Origin of the sequence: Litchfieldia stipae (assembly GCF_014837155.1) — a bacterium.
Lineage (GTDB): Bacteria > Bacillota > Bacilli > Bacillales > Bacillaceae_L > Litchfieldia.
On sequence record NZ_JACYHA010000013.1, the window covers coordinates 20875 to 41587 of the forward strand.

Annotated in this window: 28 protein-coding genes; 9 read left to right on the forward strand and 19 right to left on the reverse strand. The window is 34.3% G+C overall.

Translation table 11 applies throughout. From position 1 onward, the window contains the following. Positions 1-46 precede the first annotated feature (46 nt). The 3 genes from F7888_RS14745 to F7888_RS14755 all read right to left on the reverse strand — a co-directional run bounded on the left by F7888_RS14745 (position 47) and on the right by F7888_RS14755 (position 1375). The gene (locus F7888_RS14745; protein ID WP_191780701.1) at positions 47-373 is read right to left on the reverse strand and encodes an ArsR/SmtB family transcription factor; all 327 of its coding nucleotides are present in this window, start codon (positions 371-373) and stop codon (positions 47-49) included. Then, positions 373-810, reverse strand: coding sequence for an SRPBCC family protein (locus F7888_RS14750; RefSeq protein WP_191780703.1), 438 nt, complete (start codon positions 808-810; stop codon positions 373-375). Before F7888_RS14750 ends, F7888_RS14745 begins: the two co-directional genes overlap by 1 nt. Before the next feature lie 136 nt (positions 811-946). Then, positions 947-1375 carry a cell wall hydrolase gene (locus F7888_RS14755; protein WP_191780705.1) on the reverse strand — a complete coding sequence of 143 codons (429 nt, stop codon included), beginning with the start codon at positions 1373-1375 and terminating at the stop codon, positions 947-949. 248 nt (positions 1376-1623) lie between these two features. On the opposite strand from F7888_RS14755, the gene F7888_RS14760 reads away from it, so the two are divergent. Next, positions 1624-1824: a cold-shock protein gene (locus F7888_RS14760; RefSeq protein WP_191780707.1), complete on the forward strand. Its 201-nt coding sequence runs from the start codon at positions 1624-1626 to the stop codon at positions 1822-1824. A 108-nt stretch (positions 1825-1932) separates the two neighbouring features. On the opposite strand, the gene F7888_RS14765 is transcribed toward F7888_RS14760, so the two are convergent. Then, a complete protein-coding gene (locus F7888_RS14765) occupies positions 1933-2106 on the reverse strand; it encodes a hypothetical protein (RefSeq protein WP_191780709.1) in 174 nt (57 codons plus the stop codon). A 145-nt stretch (positions 2107-2251) separates the two neighbouring features. Between F7888_RS14765 and F7888_RS14770 the strand changes: the two genes are divergently transcribed. Beyond that, a complete protein-coding gene (locus tag F7888_RS14770; RefSeq protein WP_225228819.1) occupies positions 2252-2545 on the forward strand; it encodes a DUF6509 family protein in 294 nt (97 codons plus the stop codon). A 58-nt stretch (positions 2546-2603) separates the two neighbouring features. On the opposite strand, the gene F7888_RS14775 is transcribed toward F7888_RS14770, so the two are convergent. Next, a complete protein-coding gene (locus F7888_RS14775; protein WP_191780711.1) occupies positions 2604-3080 on the reverse strand; it encodes a hypothetical protein in 477 nt (158 codons plus the stop codon). Positions 3081-3356: 276 nt separating this feature from the next. Between F7888_RS14775 and F7888_RS14780 the strand changes: the two genes are divergently transcribed. The 4 genes from F7888_RS14780 (at position 3357) to F7888_RS14795 (ending at position 4461) form a co-directional block, all read left to right on the forward strand. After that, complete coding sequence (locus F7888_RS14780; protein WP_191780713.1) at positions 3357-3830, forward strand: Hsp20/alpha crystallin family protein; 474 nt, start codon at positions 3357-3359, stop codon at positions 3828-3830. Between the two features lie 122 nt (positions 3831-3952). Continuing rightward, positions 3953-4126, forward strand: a complete 174-nt coding sequence (locus tag F7888_RS14785) for a hypothetical protein (RefSeq protein WP_191780715.1) — start codon at positions 3953-3955, stop codon at positions 4124-4126. Between the two features lie 2 nt (positions 4127-4128). After that, positions 4129-4296 carry a hypothetical protein gene (locus tag F7888_RS14790; protein WP_191780717.1) on the forward strand — a complete coding sequence of 56 codons (168 nt, stop codon included), beginning with the start codon at positions 4129-4131 and terminating at the stop codon, positions 4294-4296. An 18-nt stretch (positions 4297-4314) separates the two neighbouring features. Then, the gene (locus tag F7888_RS14795) at positions 4315-4461 is read left to right on the forward strand and encodes a hypothetical protein (RefSeq protein WP_191780719.1); all 147 of its coding nucleotides are present in this window, start codon (positions 4315-4317) and stop codon (positions 4459-4461) included. A 44-nt stretch (positions 4462-4505) separates the two neighbouring features. Here the strand turns inward: F7888_RS14795 and F7888_RS14800 are convergent, their stop codons facing one another. Further along, positions 4506-4922: a YppG family protein gene (locus tag F7888_RS14800; RefSeq protein WP_191780721.1), complete on the reverse strand. Its 417-nt coding sequence runs from the start codon at positions 4920-4922 to the stop codon at positions 4506-4508. A 185-nt stretch (positions 4923-5107) separates the two neighbouring features. Between F7888_RS14800 and yppF the strand changes: the two genes are divergently transcribed. Beyond that, complete coding sequence (yppF, locus tag F7888_RS14805; RefSeq protein ID WP_191780723.1) at positions 5108-5311, forward strand: YppF family protein; 204 nt, start codon at positions 5108-5110, stop codon at positions 5309-5311. 88 nt (positions 5312-5399) lie between these two features. Here the strand turns inward: yppF and F7888_RS14810 are convergent, their stop codons facing one another. The 3 genes from F7888_RS14810 to F7888_RS14820 form a co-directional block, all read right to left on the reverse strand. Then, positions 5400-5759: a YppE family protein gene (locus F7888_RS14810; RefSeq protein ID WP_191780725.1), complete on the reverse strand. Its 360-nt coding sequence runs from the start codon at positions 5757-5759 to the stop codon at positions 5400-5402. Positions 5760-5811: 52 nt separating this feature from the next. Continuing rightward, positions 5812-6066, reverse strand: coding sequence for a hypothetical protein (locus F7888_RS14815; protein WP_191780727.1), 255 nt, complete (start codon positions 6064-6066; stop codon positions 5812-5814). Positions 6067-6432: 366 nt separating this feature from the next. Further along, a complete protein-coding gene (locus F7888_RS14820) occupies positions 6433-7470 on the reverse strand; it encodes a DUF2515 family protein (RefSeq protein ID WP_191780729.1) in 1038 nt (345 codons plus the stop codon). A gap of 203 nt (positions 7471-7673) precedes the next feature. Between F7888_RS14820 and recU the strand changes: the two genes are divergently transcribed. Next, positions 7674-8273: a Holliday junction resolvase RecU gene (gene recU / locus F7888_RS14825; protein WP_191780731.1), complete on the forward strand. Its 600-nt coding sequence runs from the start codon at positions 7674-7676 to the stop codon at positions 8271-8273. A gap of 25 nt (positions 8274-8298) precedes the next feature. Then, positions 8299-10845 (forward strand): penicillin-binding protein 1A, encoded by a 2547-nt coding sequence (locus tag F7888_RS14830; RefSeq protein WP_225228820.1) that lies wholly within the window; start codon positions 8299-8301, stop codon positions 10843-10845. Positions 10846-10873: 28 nt separating this feature from the next. Here the strand turns inward: F7888_RS14830 and F7888_RS14835 are convergent, their stop codons facing one another. The 10 genes from F7888_RS14835 to panD form a co-directional block, all read right to left on the reverse strand. Continuing rightward, entirely contained in the window at positions 10874-11410 is a 537-nt protein-coding gene (locus tag F7888_RS14835) for a YpoC family protein (RefSeq protein WP_191780733.1), read from the reverse strand. Further along, a complete protein-coding gene (nth, locus tag F7888_RS14840) occupies positions 11397-12062 on the reverse strand; it encodes an endonuclease III (protein WP_191780735.1) in 666 nt (221 codons plus the stop codon). The genes F7888_RS14835 and nth overlap by 14 nt, the downstream gene beginning before the upstream one ends. 32 nt (positions 12063-12094) lie before the next feature. After that, on the reverse strand, positions 12095-12802 hold the full coding sequence (locus tag F7888_RS14845; protein WP_191780737.1) for a DnaD domain-containing protein: 708 nt from the start codon (positions 12800-12802) through the stop codon (positions 12095-12097). A 124-nt stretch (positions 12803-12926) separates the two neighbouring features. Then, complete coding sequence (asnS, locus tag F7888_RS14850) at positions 12927-14219, reverse strand: asparagine--tRNA ligase (protein ID WP_191780739.1); 1293 nt, start codon at positions 14217-14219, stop codon at positions 12927-12929. 152 nt (positions 14220-14371) lie between these two features. Continuing rightward, a complete protein-coding gene (locus tag F7888_RS14855; RefSeq protein ID WP_191780741.1) occupies positions 14372-15553 on the reverse strand; it encodes a pyridoxal phosphate-dependent aminotransferase in 1182 nt (393 codons plus the stop codon). 18 nt (positions 15554-15571) lie between these two features. After that, on the reverse strand, positions 15572-16075 hold the full coding sequence (locus tag F7888_RS14860; RefSeq protein WP_191780743.1) for a cell wall elongation regulator TseB-like domain-containing protein: 504 nt from the start codon (positions 16073-16075) through the stop codon (positions 15572-15574). A gap of 12 nt (positions 16076-16087) precedes the next feature. Beyond that, a complete protein-coding gene (locus F7888_RS14865) occupies positions 16088-16258 on the reverse strand; it encodes a YpmA family protein (protein WP_191780745.1) in 171 nt (56 codons plus the stop codon). Between the two features lie 233 nt (positions 16259-16491). Next, entirely contained in the window at positions 16492-17343 is an 852-nt protein-coding gene (locus F7888_RS14870; protein WP_191780746.1) for a ComEC/Rec2 family competence protein, read from the reverse strand. Between the two features lie 58 nt (positions 17344-17401). Then, the gene (gene dinG / locus F7888_RS14875; RefSeq protein ID WP_191780748.1) at positions 17402-20188 is read right to left on the reverse strand and encodes an ATP-dependent DNA helicase DinG; all 2787 of its coding nucleotides are present in this window, start codon (positions 20186-20188) and stop codon (positions 17402-17404) included. Between the two features lie 125 nt (positions 20189-20313). Further along, complete coding sequence (panD, locus tag F7888_RS14880; RefSeq protein WP_191780750.1) at positions 20314-20697, reverse strand: aspartate 1-decarboxylase; 384 nt, start codon at positions 20695-20697, stop codon at positions 20314-20316. Between the last annotated feature and the right edge of the window lie 16 nt (positions 20698-20713).

A 20713-nucleotide genomic window follows, 5' to 3' on the forward strand; every position in this document is an offset into this window, starting at 1 on the left:
ATAAAAAAATCTCGTCCTATTTCATACAAGGACGAGACTGTACAAGTCAATTATTTGTTTCATCTTCAACCATATGTTTGAGCATTGAAATTTTATTATCCCAAAATTGTTCGTAGAAAGATAACCACTGTTTCAGTTCAAGGAGAGCTTCTGGCTGAAGTCGGTATCTTCTTTCTCTCCCTACATTCTCAACACTAACAAGGCTTGATTCTTGTAATATTTTCAAATGTTTTGAAACAGCTGTTCGAGTCATTGGAAAGTGATTACTTATCATTGTCACAGATAATTCCTGATCAGCTAATAATTTTAGCATCTTCCGTCGATTTGGATCTGCAATCGCTTGAAAAACATCATGCTTATGAATCGCAGACATTAGCCCTCTACCACTTCACGAAGTCTTATATTAACGATTGATTCCCATCCATTATTCATCGTATCTCGAATTTCCGCATGAGTTTTTCCAGGTCCTGGTCCAGGGATGATTTCGTTAGGTTCTCCCCAACCAGCGTGGATTAGAGTAAATTCTGTCTTATCACCCAGATCCTTCAATTCAAATGAAACTACCCAACCAGCTACTCCCCAAGAAAAGGTAAGGTGTGTTGGTGGATCGAGTTCGGTTACCTTACATGGGGTTGGACCAAATGGAGATTGAATCGTAAATTCATATCCTAATTCTGGTTTAAAATCATTAGGCATAAACCATGAATTTATCCCCTCTGGTGTAGCAACAGCAGACCAAACCTTCTCAATTTTTGCATTAAATACAACATTTTTACGAATTTCTGGTGTTCCAGTGTGTTTGTTATCCACTAAATAATACCTCCGTTTTATATGTAACCAAATGGTTTCGTGTTTATTTTACGAAACCATTTGGTTTCATGTCAACCCCATTTTTAGTCACATGAAAAAACATAGTATAAAAGCAACTTATACTATGTTTTACATTTTAAAAGGTATTATAAATATTTTCACATTCTTCTGCTGTTGGTTCATAGAAACAGTGAAGCTTATATCTTCCAACAAGTGGTTGATTGTACCATTGTGCTGGACAATCCCCAGATGGTCTGAAATACCAAAGACTAAATTTTGATGGCCATAGCCTCTCACCTTTTATCACTCGACGTGCCAATTCCTTATCACTCTCTCTAGCTCGTTGATAAAAATAGCCTTTCGTCGTCGCTTCAAAAGCATGAGGCTGATAAATCATGTTCTCAATCGTACGAAGACCTTTAAAATCAGAACAATTTGCTCTAATTCTGTTGATACCGACATTTCCGACCATCAACATGCCTTGAACGCCCTCACCTTCAGCTTCAGCTCTTAGTAATCTTGCTAAAAGATCAATATCAGCTTCAGTTGCCTTAACAACTGCCATCCCAACACCCCCCATTAGTCCTATATTCTATATATTAATAAATTTAAAAAATGTGATTAATATGGCTTTTCCTCCTCTAATTTTTCTATTTTTAAACTAAATTTGCATTCCTGTCTATTTCCTGTTATGATGAGATAGAATTATTTTTGTTCGGTGTAAAGGATAGTAAGTTTTGACTTTTCGTCTTGATGATCACTTTGGGCAAGGATAGTAATACATTGTGTGAAACACACTAGGAGGCAACAAAAATGGAACAAGGTACAGTAAAATGGTTTAATGCAGAAAAAGGTTTTGGATTCATCGAGCGTGAAAATGGTGACGATGTATTCGTACATTTCTCAGCTATCCAAAGTGAAGGTTTCAAAACTTTAGACGAAGGTCAAAAAGTTACTTTCGACGTTGAGCAAGGTGCTCGTGGACCTCAAGCTTCTAACGTTCAAAAAGCTTAATTAATTACTGCCATTCAAAACAGGCTCTTTCATTAGAGCCTGTTTTTTTGTTGTTTTATACATTAAAAAAACCTACTTAATCAAAAGTAGGTCAATGGTATTCAAGAATTAATCATTCTTGGCAAGTTCTTCTTCAAAATAAAAAGTCGAAGGATGCTCATTTACAGTATAAGAGTACTTTTTCATGTTATTAATATACTGCCATTTATTAATTGTAACCAATTCATTCGTTAATTGTATCTTTACTGCTTCTCCACTATGGAACTTATTCTTGTTTTTCAAAAAATCCACCCTTTAAATTTTATCTTATACTATATATTATACCACACTCTTTGATATTATGTTTTATCAATCAATAATAGTGTATAATTAACACGAAACGGACAACATAAAGAGACAAACAATTGCACGAAAAGGAATGAAAATCATGATAACAATTACAAGTCATACAGTAGAAAAACTAATTGACCCTACAGGCATCCTAATCGGAGATCGCTTTGAATACATATTAAATATTGATGTACCAGAAGATGATGAATTGTACTCTGATCACGGATTGAAGATCAAAGCCATCTATGCTGTCAATCAGTCAGATGCACGCCTTGTGCAGTACTACATCATAGAAAAAGTGACTGAAGCAGTACAGGACTTTGAACTAGAGGAAGAAGAAGAACAAATAATCGCTGAATATTGTAAGCTTCATCTACCAATTGAAGATTAAAAAATGGAGGGTCCCCATTGATACTTACCTTATCAATCGGAGCCCTCCTTTGCATTAACTATATAGCCTTTACTCGGAGTATAATGGTTCTAATCAAATAGCCTATTGTTATCCCTGGTATGACAAACAGAATCGGTAACCATACTGGTCCTAAGAGAATCCCAAACAACTTCAGCTTAAATGAGTACATCAGTCCAATCGTCACAAAATAGGCAGCAAAAGCTAAAGGGAGAAAAATATATGGTTTCGTTTCTTCCCTCTTCTTAGAATACTTATATGCATCCCAAATCGCATACATATACAAACATGGATAGAACATCAACCACTGATAATTAGTGATCTCTATTGCACCTTGAATATCCCCAATAAAGCTTAGCAAAATCGCTGTATTAAACTTACTGAAAACATTAATGACTACTTCAAAAAAGATAAAGGCAAGCCCTTTTATGACCTGCTTATTAAGCAACTGACCAAATCCCGGAAAAGCAATACTCCATAATACAACTTCTAATGTTTTGTCTCTGTCATTATTCATTTTTAATTTCCTTTAAATATGAAATTTTTGATTCTTAAATAATCACCCATATTTAAAAAATAAATCACTATGTTTTATCCAATGAAATCACCTTCGTAACATTCTTGTACACTTATGATGATGAAAAACGAACGAATATATGTATAATAAAACGTTTTATTTTCCGAAATATCTCCTATTACCTTTTTCTAAAATTGATGAGTTTGCCTAGACCTCATTTTTGTGGCTGGAATACACTACTTATAAAACGAGATTGCCCAAAAGGAGTGAACATACATGAGCGAAAATCAAAAAAAGCAACCTTCTAAAAAGCATCAACCTATTTCAACAAATCCACTAATGAAATCCATGAATGATTTCTTTAATCAAATACCAGTGAAGCGTTTAATGGAATCGATTGATGAATTTTTCGAACAACCTTTTCCAATCCCCACTTTTGCAATTAGTATGAAAGAAACAGACCAAGCGTTGGTGATTACTGCTGATTTACCTGGAATCAAAAAAGAACAAATCAATCTAGATTATTCACCTCGTGCGATTACAATCTCTATAAAACATGAAGAAGATGTTCAAGAAAAGAATGAAAAAAATAACTACTATTTTAGGAAACAATCTTTTAATCAATCATCAAGGACAATCCCACTCCCTTTTAGTGTTGATGAACGCCAAATTAATGCTTCCTATAAAAATGGACAATTGATTATAAATATACCTCGCCCGCCTCGACGACAAATTAAAATTACAGATTAATGAAAATACCTCAATTCATACATGTCTAGCACCACAGGAGCAAGTGGTGCTTATTTGACTTATGAAACTTTCCTTACATACTTTCAATTTTTTTTAGCACCCTATTTTTAGGAGGTGTTATTATGAAAGACAAACAAGATAAACAAGACATACCTGATTTTAATCAATTAAACGACAGAATCATTGCAAATCCAAGTCCAGAACCCACACTTGTCATAAAAACCAATCTTGATCCAAAGGACCCAACAGATGAAAATCCATATTTTATTAACGGAAAATCTGATTTGAAGAAGTAGGAGTGATATGGTCATGGTATGAAAACGAGACCTCGTTTATAAGGGATTTAACTGAAGATGAGGTGTCATTTCTTAACAAGATTCTCCCAGATGAAATTAGTTATGCGATGGATGAGAGAGATTACAAACGTGTTGATGAATTAAATGAGGTTTACGAATTATTGTATTAAGGAAAGAAAGGGAAAATCATGCAAGAGAATACTTGGAGTACGAAACAATATTCAAATACAAATGTTGAAGAAGTTAAGAGATTAAATGCAAACTCAGGGATGTCTTATAACGAAGTAATGGCATTATTAGCAAAAAATTATCAAAAATCCTCAAAATACAAATAGGAAAAAGTGTCTGATCAATTCATATCAGACACTTTTTTTCATACTTATGATTTAAATGCACTAGAGAAGCCCTTGATTAACCCACTGATTTGATTTACAGCCCCCATCATTTGCCCTGCTGTATCCATCATCTTGTTATAATCATAAGTCCCCTCTTCTGTTTTGAATTGAGATAAGAAAGATTGGAAACCTGATGCCTGCTGTGGTGTCATTTGATAATTCATTGGATAGGGTGTTGGGTACTGTTGATACATTCCTTGTTGCGAATGAGGATTAAGTGGATTTATTTGTGAATATGGATATCCACCAATTGGTGGCTGATACCCATTATGTGAATATAATCCACCTTGTGGGTACTGATGTTGAAAATTGGTGTTCATGTATCTATTTTGACTATACGGAGATTGAAACTCCCTTTGATGATTTATTGGATAATAATTATTGGACTTGTTTTGGTTCATTATACTTCCCCCTACATTGTATTTACTACAGATTATGCAAAAAATGGTGGAAAGTGTGGTTTTCGTCTATTGAAACAGGAGATGATTTATGTCAAACTCTGTCGGAAGTTAAAATTTTACAAAAAATCTCTAATCATGCATTTTCATGATACGATTCTATCAAGACATGTAAAGGAGGTTTCAAAATGCTTATTCAACAGCTTCGCAACTCATTTATCTCTGTAAAGAATTATGAACCAATAGACAATAATGATTTATTAGACTTTGCAAGACAGCAATACTTAAATGGGGCTATCACCATTATAGAATACAGAAATGTCATTCGTTTCTTAGAGTGTGAAGGAGCAAGTAAACCTCATCATGTATTTGAAGATTATATTGAACAATAGTAATGAGGGAGAATGTTTCTCTCTCTTTTTTTATAATCAATTGAAAAAAGCCTGAATTCACCATTTGGGATTTCAGACTAAAAGTTGTTTATTTATTTTGATCAACAATCTGGTTTAATACATATAAAATTGATTGATAAGTGTTTTTGAATCTCTTTCGTTTTGTATAACGATAAAAACTTCCGACTGACATATTCAATATATGATCATATGTAGTCTCGATTTGTGAAGCATGAAGATATTTTGGTTTTTCTTCCTTTATCCAAATATCTGCAGTCATTTTCCACTTATCAGCAACTTCCTTCACCTGATCAGCATAAGGCTTAACATCTTCAAAAAAATCATACTCTATCGTTTCATCTTCAAGTAGTTGTTGAAAGCGTAAATAACTTTCCTCAATATAATTAACTAATTTATTCGTGTACCCTAATAAGCTACTATCTCCCATTTCTGTTCACCCCTACAATCCTATTGTAGCAGAAATAACAGTGTATTAATAATTAATAGCTTAACTTATATATGAAGGGCTGATTCTTTTGCTTCTTCTTATTTCCTCTTTCTCCACGCTCGTTTAAACGTAAATCAATCTTTCGTAATTCTCCAGCCATTCTCGCAATTTCCTCTAAATGACCCTTCATACATTCATTTACCATTTGATTTGTTTGATGATGCACCTTTTCGTTTAGTTGACTAGTTAAATTAAGAATTCCATCGATTTCATTTATCACATTAGTTTTTGTAATGAGTGAGTTCATTTTTATACCTCCCGTATTACGTTTTAAATATATATTCTCTAAGCTGCTAAAGACTCCCTTCACACCTGACAAAACTAGTTTTTATTCGGCAAAGAAAGTGGTTTTTTGTTGAGTTTAACAAATTTCGACGACAACTTTTTATATTTTATAGAATGAAATAAGAGTGATTGTCTACACTAATTTTAGGAGGTGTTAATGATGGCAAAAAATCAAAATAAAAAGAAACAACAATCTCAACGCGAGGTAGAATCAGCACCTGGAACTGGTGACAAAAAATTGAATGGTCCAAATCGTCCTTCTACTTAAGCATAATGATCAAAAGAGCTACTAAGACAGTTTTTACTGTGTCATAGCTCTTTTTCTTTTTTAGTGAAGCTGCCATTGTTTGAAAGTATGCTCTAAAGTTATTCCAAGCTGAAGTTGCTTCTGTTTATGCTCATACCAAGAAGTCATCTCTATGTTCTCTTTATTTAAGTTCAAAGAACGATTGTACCACCGGCGTTTGACATTTGATAATGGATACCAATCTTTTTGATTTTCTATATGATGCCTAATAATAGGGAACGTTGTACGCAGAAATGGAGTGTCTCTTTTTTTCGTTGGATACACATATTGTTCATAATCAAGACGAGAGCCAGTATGTTCTGTTGTTATCGCAAATTGATAAAAGGATGGATAGTATTTTGGGTGAAATAAAAGCTGTGCAAGCTTTGTACCTAATTCGATTCTCTTTGAAACTTTACGAAAATCATGAACAGAAAAACCGTATAGCTCCCCTTTTATTACTGGAAAAAGGACAGAGCTGAAATGAAACCAATCCTGTAATTTATAAATAGTAGATGTGAATACTTGTTTTTTATAAAAGGGATGTTCGATTACTGGCTTTTGAATGATATGTTGTTCATTAATGATTTGAGAAATCATCAAACGTTCTTGATCCTCCCCTGATAAAAAAATCTCCCATTCTGATTCAATAAAAGTAGATATTGCAAAAGCTTTAGATAAATGAAACAAAGACTCTCCCCTCTCCTTTGTGATTTCATATAATAAAAGCTGTGGAAAAGCATCATTGAAAATAAGCCAATTTGCACGTTCATAGGACATAAATAAACATCTTCGATAATATGCATTTAGAATTTGAGGAAACCACTTTCCTTCTAAATCTGTCATGTTCCACCCAGCATTTCTAGAGACCATGCTCGCTAAAAAGGCCCAAGGTATTTCTCTATTTCGATCAAAATACAGTAGATATGCTTTCGTTCTAGAGATGTTATCAATATTTTGTTTATCCGTTTCGGTTCTGATTTGATTAATTATTTCTTTTTCGACCGAGGAGTATGATTGCAACTTATTCCTCCTTTCGATTACCTCCTTCAAATTTCGTTTAAAGAGTCGATCACCCATCGGAATTCCTCCTTCCTACGTAATAGCTTGAGCAAAAAAGATACTTTCATGTATGTAAACGAAAGATTCGTATAATCCCCGAAAATAGAGTATGATTTACGTATCATCTAAGTAGTGCCATACATGCTGTGATAAATAATTCCACCTATTCATTGCTTATTTCTGCTATTATAGATAATAGGTTTTTAGGAGGAGTGATCCTAATGAATGTTCGATACCCGAACGGAAAACTATACAAACAAAAAGAAAACCAAAGCGTACCCTATCAAAAAAAGCATGTATACAGTAACAGAGGAATGACTTTAGAGGATGACATTAACGAAACAAACAGGTATTATCTTGAGAACAAATATGCAGTCATTCATAAAAAGCCTACACCTGTACAAATTGTTAATGTAAATTATCCAAAAAGAAGTGCTGCAGTAATAAAAGAGGCATACTTTAAACAAGCATCAACAACCGACTATAATGGAATATATAAGGGAAAGTATATTGATTTCGAAGCAAAGGAAACAAAAAACAAAACCTCCTTTCCCCTTCAAAACTTTCACGAGCATCAAATTACACATATGAGAGATGTTCTAAGTCAAAACGGTGTATGTTTCGTTTTATTACGTTTTTCTACTCTTGATGAAATCTATTTCTTAGAAGCAAAGCATTTGCTTTTCTTTTGGGATCGACAGACTTCAGGTGGCAGAAAATCAATAAAAATGGATGAAATTGATCAGTATGGACATAAAATCATTCTAGGTTATCAACCCAGGATTGACTATCTGAAAGTTATTGATAAACTATATTTTTAGAAGCTTTTGAAAGGCAGGAAAGATGATGTCTGAAAAATACCGTAGTCGCGAAGAGCGAAAAAATGCAACAAAAAAGACAAAAAAGCAAAAAAAGAATAAGCTTGCCATCCTTAAAAAAGTGTTCTTAGTACTATTAATACTTGGAATCTTTGGCATGGTTGCAGGTGCAACAACCTTTTATATTATGGCTAAGGATGCCCCGGCTCTGGATGAGGCCCTTTTGAAAGACCCTATCTCATCAAAGGTTCTTGATAAAGATGGCAATAAAATCTATGAGTTCGGTGTCGAAAAACGAACCTATGTATCGATTGACAAAATTCCTGATGATATGAAAAATGCTGTTATTGCAATCGAAGATGCTAGATTCTATGAACACCATGGTCTTGATATTATACGACTTGGGGGAGCAGTCGTTGCAAACTTCCAAGAAGGCTATGGAGCAGAAGGAGCAAGTACGATTTCTCAACAGGTAATAAAAAATTCGTTCTTGAGCCCTGAGAAAAAACTCAAGAGAAAAGTTCAAGAATTATGGCTAGCTTTCCAGCTAGAAAATAAGTACTCAAAAGATCAAATTTTAGAAATGTATTTAAATAAAATCTATTATGGTGTTGGAAATACACATGGAGTTGCTAAAGCAGCTGAAATCTATTTTGGCAAGACACTATCTGAACTAGAGCTTCATGAGGCAGCATTAATAGCTGGTATTGGTCAAAATCCTGGTATGCATAATCCATTTACAAATCCAGAAGGTGCACAAAACCGACGTAATGTTGTTTTAAATCAAATGGCTAATCATGGCTTTATTTCTAATGAAGAGGCAGCAGCAGCAAAAGAAATTCCATTGGAAGACTCTCTTGTTGACGCACAGCCTGAGGCACAACCTATCGAAGCCTTCCTAGATCAAGTGAAATTGGAAATTGCAGAGCTCGGTGATATTGACGTGTATACTGCAGGATTAACCATCTACACCTCTTTTGACCCAGAAGCCCAAAGCTATATCGATCATTTATTAAATTCAGATGAAGTCATTAATTATCCTGATGATCAACTTCAAGCTGGTATTGCACTTACTAACACAAAAACTGGTGAAATTCTTGCTTTAGGTGGAGGAAGAAAGCAGTCTGAAACGAAGCGCAGAAACTTTGCTTTGGAATCTTCTAATCAACCTGGTTCGACCATTAAGCCAATATTAGACTATGCTCCTGCAATGGAATATTTAAAATGGTCTACGTATGAACAAATTGTTGATGAACCATATACTTATTCTGGTGGAACACCAATTAACAACTATGATCGAAAACATAAAGGGCAAATGTCAGTTAGAACTGCACTAGCTGATTCTAGAAATATCCCTGCTTTAAAAGCACTTCAACAGGTTGGTTTAGAGCGCGCACGTGAATTTGCTGTTAGTCTAGGCATCCCTTTTGACGAACCTATAAATGAGGCATATGCGATTGGTGGAACAAGTAAAGGGATATCTCCTTTGCAAATGGCTGGGGCGTACGGTACATTTGGTAATGAAGGTGTCTTCATTAAGCCACATGCGGTTAAACGGGTCGTATATCCAGATGAAACTGAAGTAAAGACAGCCCCTACTCCTGACGCTGTTATGAAAGACTCTACAGCATTTATGATTACTGATGTACTGAAATCTGTATTATTACCTGGTGGTACTGGTCATGCAAACGCCAATGTCCCTGGATTAAATATCGCTGGAAAAACAGGAACTACAAATTATACCAGTGCAGACATAGAGAAATTTAATATTAAAAATGGTGGTGTTCCTGATTCATGGTTTTCGGGCTATACCCCAAATTATACAATTGCCATTTGGGCAGGCTATAGTGATAATAAAATTCCGGTCGAGCGTGAATATCAGAAAATCCCACAGCTATTGTTTAGAAACATCATCACTTACTTAACAGAAGATGAGGAAAAGCCTGATTTTGCGGTACCAAATAGCGTTGTAAAAATCGCTGTTGAAAAAGGTTCAAACCCTGCAAAGCTTGCTAGTGAATTTACGCCAAAAAATCAAATAGTACATGAATATTTCCTAAAGGGAACAGAGCCTACACAACAATCAGATAAATATCAAAAGCTCGATGCTCCATCTGATATAAAAATTAATTATGATGAAGAATCGAATCAGATCAGCTTATCTTGGAATTTTCTAGAGGATAAATTAGCTGACGTAACATTTGAAATTAGTGAATCAATTGATGAAGGAAGCTATAAGGTTGTAGGTGAAACAAAGGAATTAACCTTTACAATTAAAGATCCAATTCCAGAAGCAATCTACCGTTACCAGATTGTTGCAATAAGTAATTCAAACAAAGAAAACAAAAGTGAACCAGGAGTTCAGGAAATAGTTATCCCAGCAAAACCTGAGGATGAAATCGATATTACTCCTCCTGATCCTAATGAAGAACATGAAGATGAAGATGAACAAAATAATGGTGAGGATTCTAACGAAGATGGTATTCCTGATATTATTGTTCCACCAGTGTCACCACCAGGTGATGGTGATACAGAGCATGAAGATACTGAGGAGACAGACGCAAATAATGAATAAATAAAAAAGATGGCAGATGCCATCTTTTTTATTTATTCATTTTTCTTATTGACTGCTCCTTAAAGTAAAGCTTTACACTTTCTTCAAATAATTGAACAAGCTGAATATATGAATGATAATGATCTGGTTTTGCAAAGATGAATCCAAGTCTTTCATTTAAATTGATTGGTTTATTTTTTATCGATAATGTAACTTTTTCCAAATTCACTAAATCAGTAACTGGTTGTTCATTGGACCAACATAAAAATTGAAGATAATAACCCAATGAACGAATCATTAATGGTCTTGCATCCTTACGTTTCCTTTGCTTAAATAAATCAGTTAACTCAAGCTGATTTTCTTCCCATAACATCATTAAAATAGGCTGAAATTTATCGAAATGTTCCCAAGGCTTAATACTATCTTTTTCAAATGCTCTAATATCAAAAATAAACTGAGAATATAATAAAATATTTTTTGTATCTGTTTCATTTTCTATCGGATCTATAGGAAGTTCACACTCGTCTTCAAAAAATAAAGAATGGCGAAAGTTTGTAGGAATTGGCATGCTACTATTTTGCTTCAACACGCTCTCTTCCCTTCATTCGTTTCTTCCCTTCTCTACAAACATCTAATAATGGACATATTTCACACTGTGGATTCTGAGCTTTACAGTGATAGCGACCAAAGAAAATCATTCTATGGTGAGTAACAGACCACTCTTCCTTCGGTATTTTGCGCATAAGCGTCTTCTCCACTTCTAATACCGAATCTTTCCATTTACATAGCGCCAAGCGTTTACTTACTCTTTCAACATGAGTATCAACTGCGATTGCTGGAATATTAAAAGCGACAGACACGACTACATTTGCTGTTTTTCTACCTACTCCAGGGAGCTTTGTTAATTCGTCTCGATCAGCTGGTAATTCACCACCATATTCATCTAGCAGCAATTGACATAATTTTTGGATGTTTTTTGCTTTATTACGAAATAAGCCAATGGATCGAATATCGGTTTGTAATTCCTCAAGAGACACAGCTAGATAGTCCTCTGGAGTTTTATATTTTTGGAATAATGATTTTGTTACTTTATTTACTAAAGCATCAGTGCATTGAGCCGATAATGCTACAGCTATTACTAATTCGAATGGATTACTATGGACGAGTTCACAATGTGCATCTGGATACATCTCTCCCATTGTATCTAAACAATATCTAATTTGCGTTTTATTTAACATACATATCACCTATCAGTTTTTCAAACGTTTTTTTATGATTCTAACCAATTATAAAATGGAATCGAGCGTTTGTACTCATTTGGTTGGCCTTGTGTAGTCTTCGTTTTTTGTTGATGCTGGCGGAATTTCTGAGAATGCTGCTGTGCTTGTTCAATCGTACGAATTCCATTTTTCTTCCATTCAAATAATATCCGATCTATATAGCGAAAATTAAGCTTTCCTGACATGACGGCTTCACGTAATGCAGCTTTTATGATTGCCAGATCATGATGATCTTGATCTAGCCACATTGTTAACGACTCTATTTCAAATGGAGACAGTGGTCGGCCAAACTCTTTTTCAAATATACTATATAAATCCTCTTCATCCTTTTGATTTATCGCCTGTTCTTTTTTCATGTCATCAAATAGTAGCATTTGAATGATTTTATCCCACAATGGATTTAGCGAATAGCGCTCATAAAGGATCCCACTTTCATCAAGCTCCTCATTTATGGCAAGAAATCCTTTTTGAATAAGCTTTCGTAGTATATCAGAACAATTTGTATCAGTTAATGTCATGATTTTTGATAATTCTGCTGGCGTTGGAAAAGAATTCCCATTTTGGATATAAGTCATTACTTGTAATAATAGGACAAATTCATCCTCATTTAATCCAAGTGCTTTATATTTAACGATTAAAAGTTTAGGAATGGAAATATTCCCCTCTTGAAACCATTCAATTAATTTTTCTTTATTCATTTTATACACCTCATCATTCAGTATAACATGTTTATTCATGTAAGAATGAATGAAATAATTGGTCAATCACCCTTGTTCATAAGAAAAAGATTCCCTTAGTCGGGAACCTTTTCGCTTTTTTAGTTTATGGATATAGACGATTTAATAAACGTGGGAATGGTATTGTCTCTCTTACATGCTCAACGCCACTAATCCAGGCAACCGTTCTTTCTAGACCTAAACCAAAACCTGAATGTGGAACTGATCCATATTGACGTAATTCATTGTACCATTTATAAGCATCACTTGTTAATCCATGCTCTTCAAGACGAGCTTGTAATAATTGATGATCGTGAATACGCTCAGATCCTCCAATTATTTCACCATATCCTTCAGGAGCAATAAGATCCGCACAAAGGACAACATCATCACGGTCTGGTGCTGGTTGCATGTAGAATGGTTTTATCTTCGTTGGATAATGTGTGATGAATACTGGCTTGTCATAGCTTTCTGCAATTGCAGTTTCATGTGGTGCACCAAAATCATCGCCCCACTGGATATCATCAAATCCTTTTTCATGTAGAAACTTGATTGCATCATCATAAGAAATACGTGGGAATGGTGCAACAATTTTTTCTAACTTTGAAGTATCTCTTCCAAGTGTTTGTAACTCTAAAGAGCAATTCTTCAATACAGATTGTACAATAAATGATACATAGTCCTCTTGAACCTTAAGATTATCTTCAAATTCATAGAAAGCCATCTCTGGTTCAATCATCCAAAATTCAATAAGATGACGTCTTGTTTTTGATTTCTCTGCACGGAAAGTAGGACCAAAAGAAAATACCTTTCCTAATGCCATAGCAGCAGCTTCCATATAAAGCTGACCACTTTGTGAGAGATATGCATCTTCATCAAAGTATTTCGTCGCAAATAGTTCTGTCGTTCCTTCAGGAGCACTTCCTGTTAGAATTGGTGGATCAACCTTCGTAAATCCATTACTATTGAAAAATTCATATGTTGCACGAATAATCTCATTACGTATTTTCATTACCGCATGCTGGCGTTTAGAACGTAACCATAGATGACGATGGTCCATTAGAAATTCTGTTCCATGTTCCTTAGGTGTGATTGGATAATCTACCGATTCATGGATCACTTCAATATCTTTCACGGCAAGTTCATAGCCGAAAGGAGATCTCTCATCCTTTCGAATTGTTCCTGTTACATATAATGATGTTTCTTGTGTAATTGACTTAGCCTTTGCGAATACTTCTTCTTCAACTTCTGCCTTAACAACAACGCCTTGAATAAAGCCTGTCCCATCACGGAGCTGAAGAAAAGCGATTTTTCCACTAGAACGTTTATTTGCTAACCATGCACCAATCTTAACATCTTGGTCAACATATTTATGTACTTCTGAAATCGTTGTTTTCATGTTGTTTCCCTCCATATTACAAAAACTCAACCTACAGTATGTATAATTACAATCATTTCTTTTACAACACCATATTATACCTTTCAAATCAATAGTAAGCAAATAAAAAAAGAAAAGCCAACGATATTGATCCCTTGGCTTTTCAAGGATGATTATAGCTTACTTTGAACGAACTGATTGATTCGATCAATTGCTTTTTCTAAAGACTCTAAAGAAGTAGCATATGATAATCGAATATTATCAGGTGCACCAAATCCAGAACCTGGAATAACAGCAACCTTCACTTCATCAAGTAGACCTTTTGCAAATTCATCTACATTTTCGAAGCCTGTTTTTACAGCAGCTTCCTTCACATTAGGAAACAAATAAAATGCTCCCTGTGGTTTAATACAGGATACTCCAGGAATGGTTACCAGTTTCTCAAATATAATATTTAATCTTTCCTCAAAAGCCTGACGCATCTCCTCAACTGTTGCTTGAGATCCACTGTATGCGGCGATTGTTGCATATTGTGCAATTGAAGTTGGATTTGACGTGCTATGGCTAGCTAAATTGGTCATTGCTTTTATAATCTCTTTGTTACCTGCAGCATAACCAATTCTCCAACCAGTCATTGAATGTGACTTAGATACTCCATTAATGATGATTGTTTGCTCTTTTAATTCCGACGATATACTAGCAATTGAGATATGTTGATGTGCTCCATAAATTAACTTTTCATAAATTTCATCAGAAACGATCAAGATATCATGTCTTAAGCATACTTCACCTAGAGCAGCTAATTCTTGCTCTGTATATAACATACCTGTTGGATTACTTGGAGAATTAAGAATGAGTGCTTTAGTACGTGATGTAATTTGCTTTTCTAGATCTTCAGGTGTAATTTTAAATTCATTCTGCTCAAGACCATCCACATATACAGGTACTCCTCCAGCTAATTTTACTTGCTCAGGGTAGCTTACCCAATATGGTGTTGGAATGATGACTTCATCTTCATCATCCAATAGAACCTGAAATAACGTATACAATGCATGCTTAGCACCAGAACAAACAATTATTTCTGATGGCTGATAAGTTATTTCTTGATCGTTTTTGAATTTCTCAATTATTTCATTTTTTAACGATGCAAGTCCTCCAGTAGGAGTATACTTTGTATGTCCTTCAGTCATTGCTTTTACTGCAGCATCAATGATGTGTTGTGGAGTATTAAAATCTGGTTCTCCCGCCCCAAGACCTATTACATCGTGTCCAGCTGCTTTTAATTCCTGTGCTTTGGCAGTAATTTCTAAAGTTGACGATGGTGTCAATGCTGCCACTCTTTTTGCTAATTTCATTTTCACGTTCCCCCTACATCACGGTTTTATAATTTTCCAGTAATCTCCTGTTGAAAAAAAACTTCTATAATAAGTTATTCGATCAGTTTGATCAAGATAAATTATTTCCCAAATAGGCCGATCACTCTCGGTGGTTTCATCCCACTCGACCCCAAGCTTGATGGATCTTATTTCCTTTACATTTGTAGTAGGATTATTATCAAGCTTACTTAAAGCTTCGTCTTTATTAACTCCATCACTTTGCTTACGAATTAAGATTTGTTTCTTCGGGTCTTCTGGAACCCATACAATGGTATTTTCACCTGTTTGATCAATTCCATTGAAAACATGGTAAGCAGACGTTCCATAATATGTAGTTACTTCATTTACTGTTTGTAGCAATTCTTCTTGTTGTACTCTAGACATTGCTTTTTCTTGCTCGTCCAATTTAACATTTAAGGTCGATTTATAAATAGAAATAGCTCTCCAACTAACTAGAATAAGGAGGACGACAAAAATAACTAACAACCATTTTTTCATCATTTACACACTTCTTTATGTACGATATATTGTAAAAATCGCAGTATTTTGGGCATTTCGGTCTAATGCTAAACCAAACATTAAATCTTGATGTTTTAATGTACGGTTCAAACTGTCAACAACTTTATATAAGTCTGGAGAATGCTCTATTTTGATGGTTGACAGAACTTCTAATTTACTTTCCACAAGGGATTCCTCCTATATGTATCACAAATTTTGCTACTTATATCGTTAGTGTTTCAAGGTAACAATATAAGTACGTTCAACAAATAGTTGAAGTAATTCTTTACTCATTATAACAGGTGTTCACACCGTTACGTTAATAAATTTCGCAAAAATTTTCTCCTACCCTCACACTTTTGCCTGTCTATGACAGGTTTTTTTGCATCTAAATACTGAAAAGAAATGCTGTTAGAAAATCACAGCATTTCTACCTGAATATGTGAAGAGCTTTCTACAGAAATCGTAATAATTTCATAATCCTCATTGTTAAATTTAATCGTAATGTTACCAAATTGTTTTGTTAAATAAATATCAATCCAAGTCTCTTGAAGCCGTTCAATCACATCTTGACTTGAATGTACTCCTCTTTTTTGAAAGATAATTGCAACCTGTGGATCAATATGCTCAACAAACGGTTCAGATGTACCTCCATTGTGTGCAAAATCGGCAACTTTTAAGATATTAACAGTGGATAAATCAAGTTTTTCTAGAAGCGCATTTTCAATTTCTATATCTGCACTTGTCATATATAAAACTTGATTGTTATGAAAGGTAAACAATAGATCCATTCCGATTGATTGAGTATTTTCGTTTCCTTGGATAACATGAGTATTCAAGCCCGGTAACAATTCAACTTTTTGACCAGTTTTCCACTTTTCATGACGACCTTCAAAGGTAGTAGGATAATTTTGACTAGTTATGATTTCTCCAATCATGTAATTAGTCGATAACCACTCGGTATTTGAATTATATTCAGGGTCATTCTTTGTAACGATTAATGTATCAATTGCTTTGATATCATATAGTTTAAGATGACGTTGCAATTCTAGTTGAGTGTTGGGTCCACCTGTATTTACCAAAATGGTTTGCCCATTCCCATGTTGTATTAATAATGCTTCCCCACTAGTTAAATCTAGAAATGTCATTGCTACTTGGTCTTGCTTAAGCTTTAAATCAACTTTTTCTATATCTGTAGGAACATCATTACTAGAAAACGCCATTAAAAGAATACAGAATACACAGTTTAGAAATAAAGTGAATTTATTCAATCCAATCCTCCACCTTAATGCTTCTCTTCTATCTAATTTTAGTTTTCCCTCTACCTATTTAGGATAACCATTTATCTACATTTTTTAATAAATCGTTCAAATTATCGTCCATTACTGATACTTCAGGCAATGAACTTAAAAAACGCTTTCCATAACTTGTTGTTTTAATACGATGGTCCATGACAAATACAATTCCTTTATCATGGTTTGACCTAATTAAACGCCCAAAGCCTTGTTTAAAACGCATAATCGCTTCTGGAAGCGCTAATTCAGAAAATGGATTCCCACCACTTTCAATTATTTTTTCAGACTTTGCTTTATAAAGAGGCTCATTAGGTGGTGTAAATGGTAATCGTACAATTACAACTGTAGATAACTGATCCCCGCTAATATCAATTCCTTCCCAAAAGCTGTTCGTTCCTAATAAAATCGATTTATCAAATGCCTTAAAATTCTTTGTTAATTTCGCTTTGCTGCCTCCACTAATCCCTTGAGCAATTACAATATACTCCTCCAAACTGGAAGAGCTTTTCAAGATATTATATGTTCGTCTCAACATCTCCGTTGATGTAAATAGAACTAACATTCTCCCTTTTGTTACTTGAGCAATTTCAATGATATGTTTAGATAATGCTTCAATAAAGATATGTTCATTCTTTTTATTATTAACATCAGGTAGATCATTAGGAATCATAATCACAGCCTGTTTTTTATAATCGAATGGTGATTTAAGCCTTAAAGTTAATGGATTAAAATCCTTAAGTCCTAGATTTTCTATCATGTAATCGAAGGAATCCCACACAGTTAATGTAGCTGAAGTGAGTAAAACACTTTTTTTGGAAGCAAAGAATCGATCTGCAAGGGATTCTGCAACATTTATAGGTTGACTATAGATGGTCGTTGCATTTTTTGCACCCTTCCACTCTCCTTCTATCCAAGTCACTGTTTCTTTTTGATCCATAACCAAAAGCGAATATAAAGAATTCAAATGATGAGTTAACCTTTGTATCGCTCCTTTATAATCAGAGAAGGTTCCTAGCTGAAAAGGAGTAATCATATGCGAGTTAGAATTTATGATCTGCCATTGTTGATTGACTAGTTTATTTAATTTGTCTTTTTGCATTAAACTTATATTTAAAATATTATTTATTTCTGACCATTGTTTACTTTGCTCCAATTGAGAACGGAATTGATAGCTTGACTGACTCAATTCTTTTGTATGTGACGATTCAAGAACGTACGATCTTATCATACGAAACAGTTCATCCATCATTGCTTTTAATTCTTTTATGATTAAGTCAACATGTTTGAACGACTTTCCTTCATCACCTATTGATTTAAAAATCCTCTCACACTTAGATGCTAGTTGATTACTTTCCACTGTCCCAAGTTGACTAAGAATGGCATGTATTTGTAAATAATTTATTCTTTCCCCAAAGTGGCGACTAGCAATTTGTTCTAGATGGTGCCCTTCATCAATCACAAGATATTCATAATGAGGAATTAACTCTTGATCATGTGTAAGGTCTGATAAGAGTAGAGCATGATTTGTGATTATGATATTTGCTTTTTTGGCTCTATTACTTGCTCTTTCATAAAAGCACCATGTTTTCCAAGGATCGTCTTTAATAATAGCTGAAACAGAATCAATATTAACGGTTTCCCAAAATAGTTGTCCGCCAGAAGGCAAATTGAGTTCTTCTACATCAGCAGTCCTTGTTTCAGTTAACCACACAAGAATCTGACATTTTGTAAGGACCGTATCATAATTATTATCGAATTCATATAATGATTGCTCAAATTTCCTTAATGATAAATAATGTGATTTACCTTTGAGTAACGCAAAGGTAAAGGAAACTGGGAGAAGACGGCTAACCATTGGTAAATCCTGATCTAATAATTGCTGCTGTAACTGAATCGTATTAGTGCTTATTACCACCCGTTTTTGTTCATTTATAGAAAAAAGGATGCTCGGAAGTAAATAGGCAAGTGTTTTGCCAATTCCAGTACCACCTTCTATCAAACCATGTTGATTTGATTCTTGTATTTGATTAACAAAATCCATCATTTCAATTTGTTCTGCTCTAAAGCTGAAATCGATATGACTTAATCCGAAATTCTGTTTGTATTCATTGTAAGAAATTCTTGGGCTTTCTTTCACTTCAACCTCTAATTGTTTTCTTATGGCAATTCCTCTAAAAATATCGAAATTTATATGATCATTGTTTACCTTAGAGGATTTCCAACGAATTTGTTCTTCAATTATTATGTAAAGATCACTTTTTAATCCTTTAGTTAAAGTTAATAATTTTTGACAAGTTACAAGTGGGAGCTTTTGCAACTTCTCCAATATTTTCAAAAGCAGTTCTGCAGTCACTTCTGCATCACTATCTGCTCGATGTGGTTGAATATGACTTAGTGAAAGATTATCAGCTAAATGACTTAATTTATAGCTATCCACACTCGGCATCATGATTCTCGATAATTCAACAGTATCTAATGATGGACCTTTGAATGTTGGAAACCCATGGTTTTCTAACTCTACTTGTAGGAATGACAAATCAAATGGTACATTATGAGCGACGAAATAAGCATTTTCTAACATTGATACAATTTCAGGTGCAATGATTTCAAATGTAGGTGCATGCTTTACTATATCATTTGAAATACCTGTTAGCTGTTCAATAAAAGCTGGAATGGTTCGATTCGGATTAATAAAGCTCGAGAAACGCTCGCATATTACCCCATCCTCAATGACAACTGCAGCAAATTGGATAATCCGATCCCCTTTTTTAGGTGTATTACCAGTTGTTTCTATATCAACGACAACAAAACGATTGTTCAATGTTTTCACCACCTTACATTTCCATATCTATATCATTTCTATTATTATGTAATATCTTCAAATAAGTTAATTATTTTGTATGAATAATGGCAATTTAAAAACCCCCAAAATAATGGGGGTTATCATTATAATACAGTAGCAGCTGGTTCATTTCCAATCAATTGTTTAATTCGGTTATTTTCATCCATAATGGCAACCTTTGGTTCATGTGTCGCAACTTTTTCTTCTGAAACAAGCGCATAAGAAATGACAATAATAATATCGCCTTCTTGAACAAGTCTAGCGGCAGCACCATTTAGACAAAAAGTTCCGCTTCCTCTTGGTCCTGGAATAATGTAAGTCTCAAGTCTTGCTCCATTATTATTATTGACAATTTGAACCTTTTCATTAGCTAGCATGCCAACTGCATCTAATATATCTTCATCGATAGTTATACTACCAACATAATTTAAATTCGCTTCAGTTACACGTGCACGGTGAATCTTTGCACTCATCATCGTACGAAACAACGTTGTTTCCCCCTCT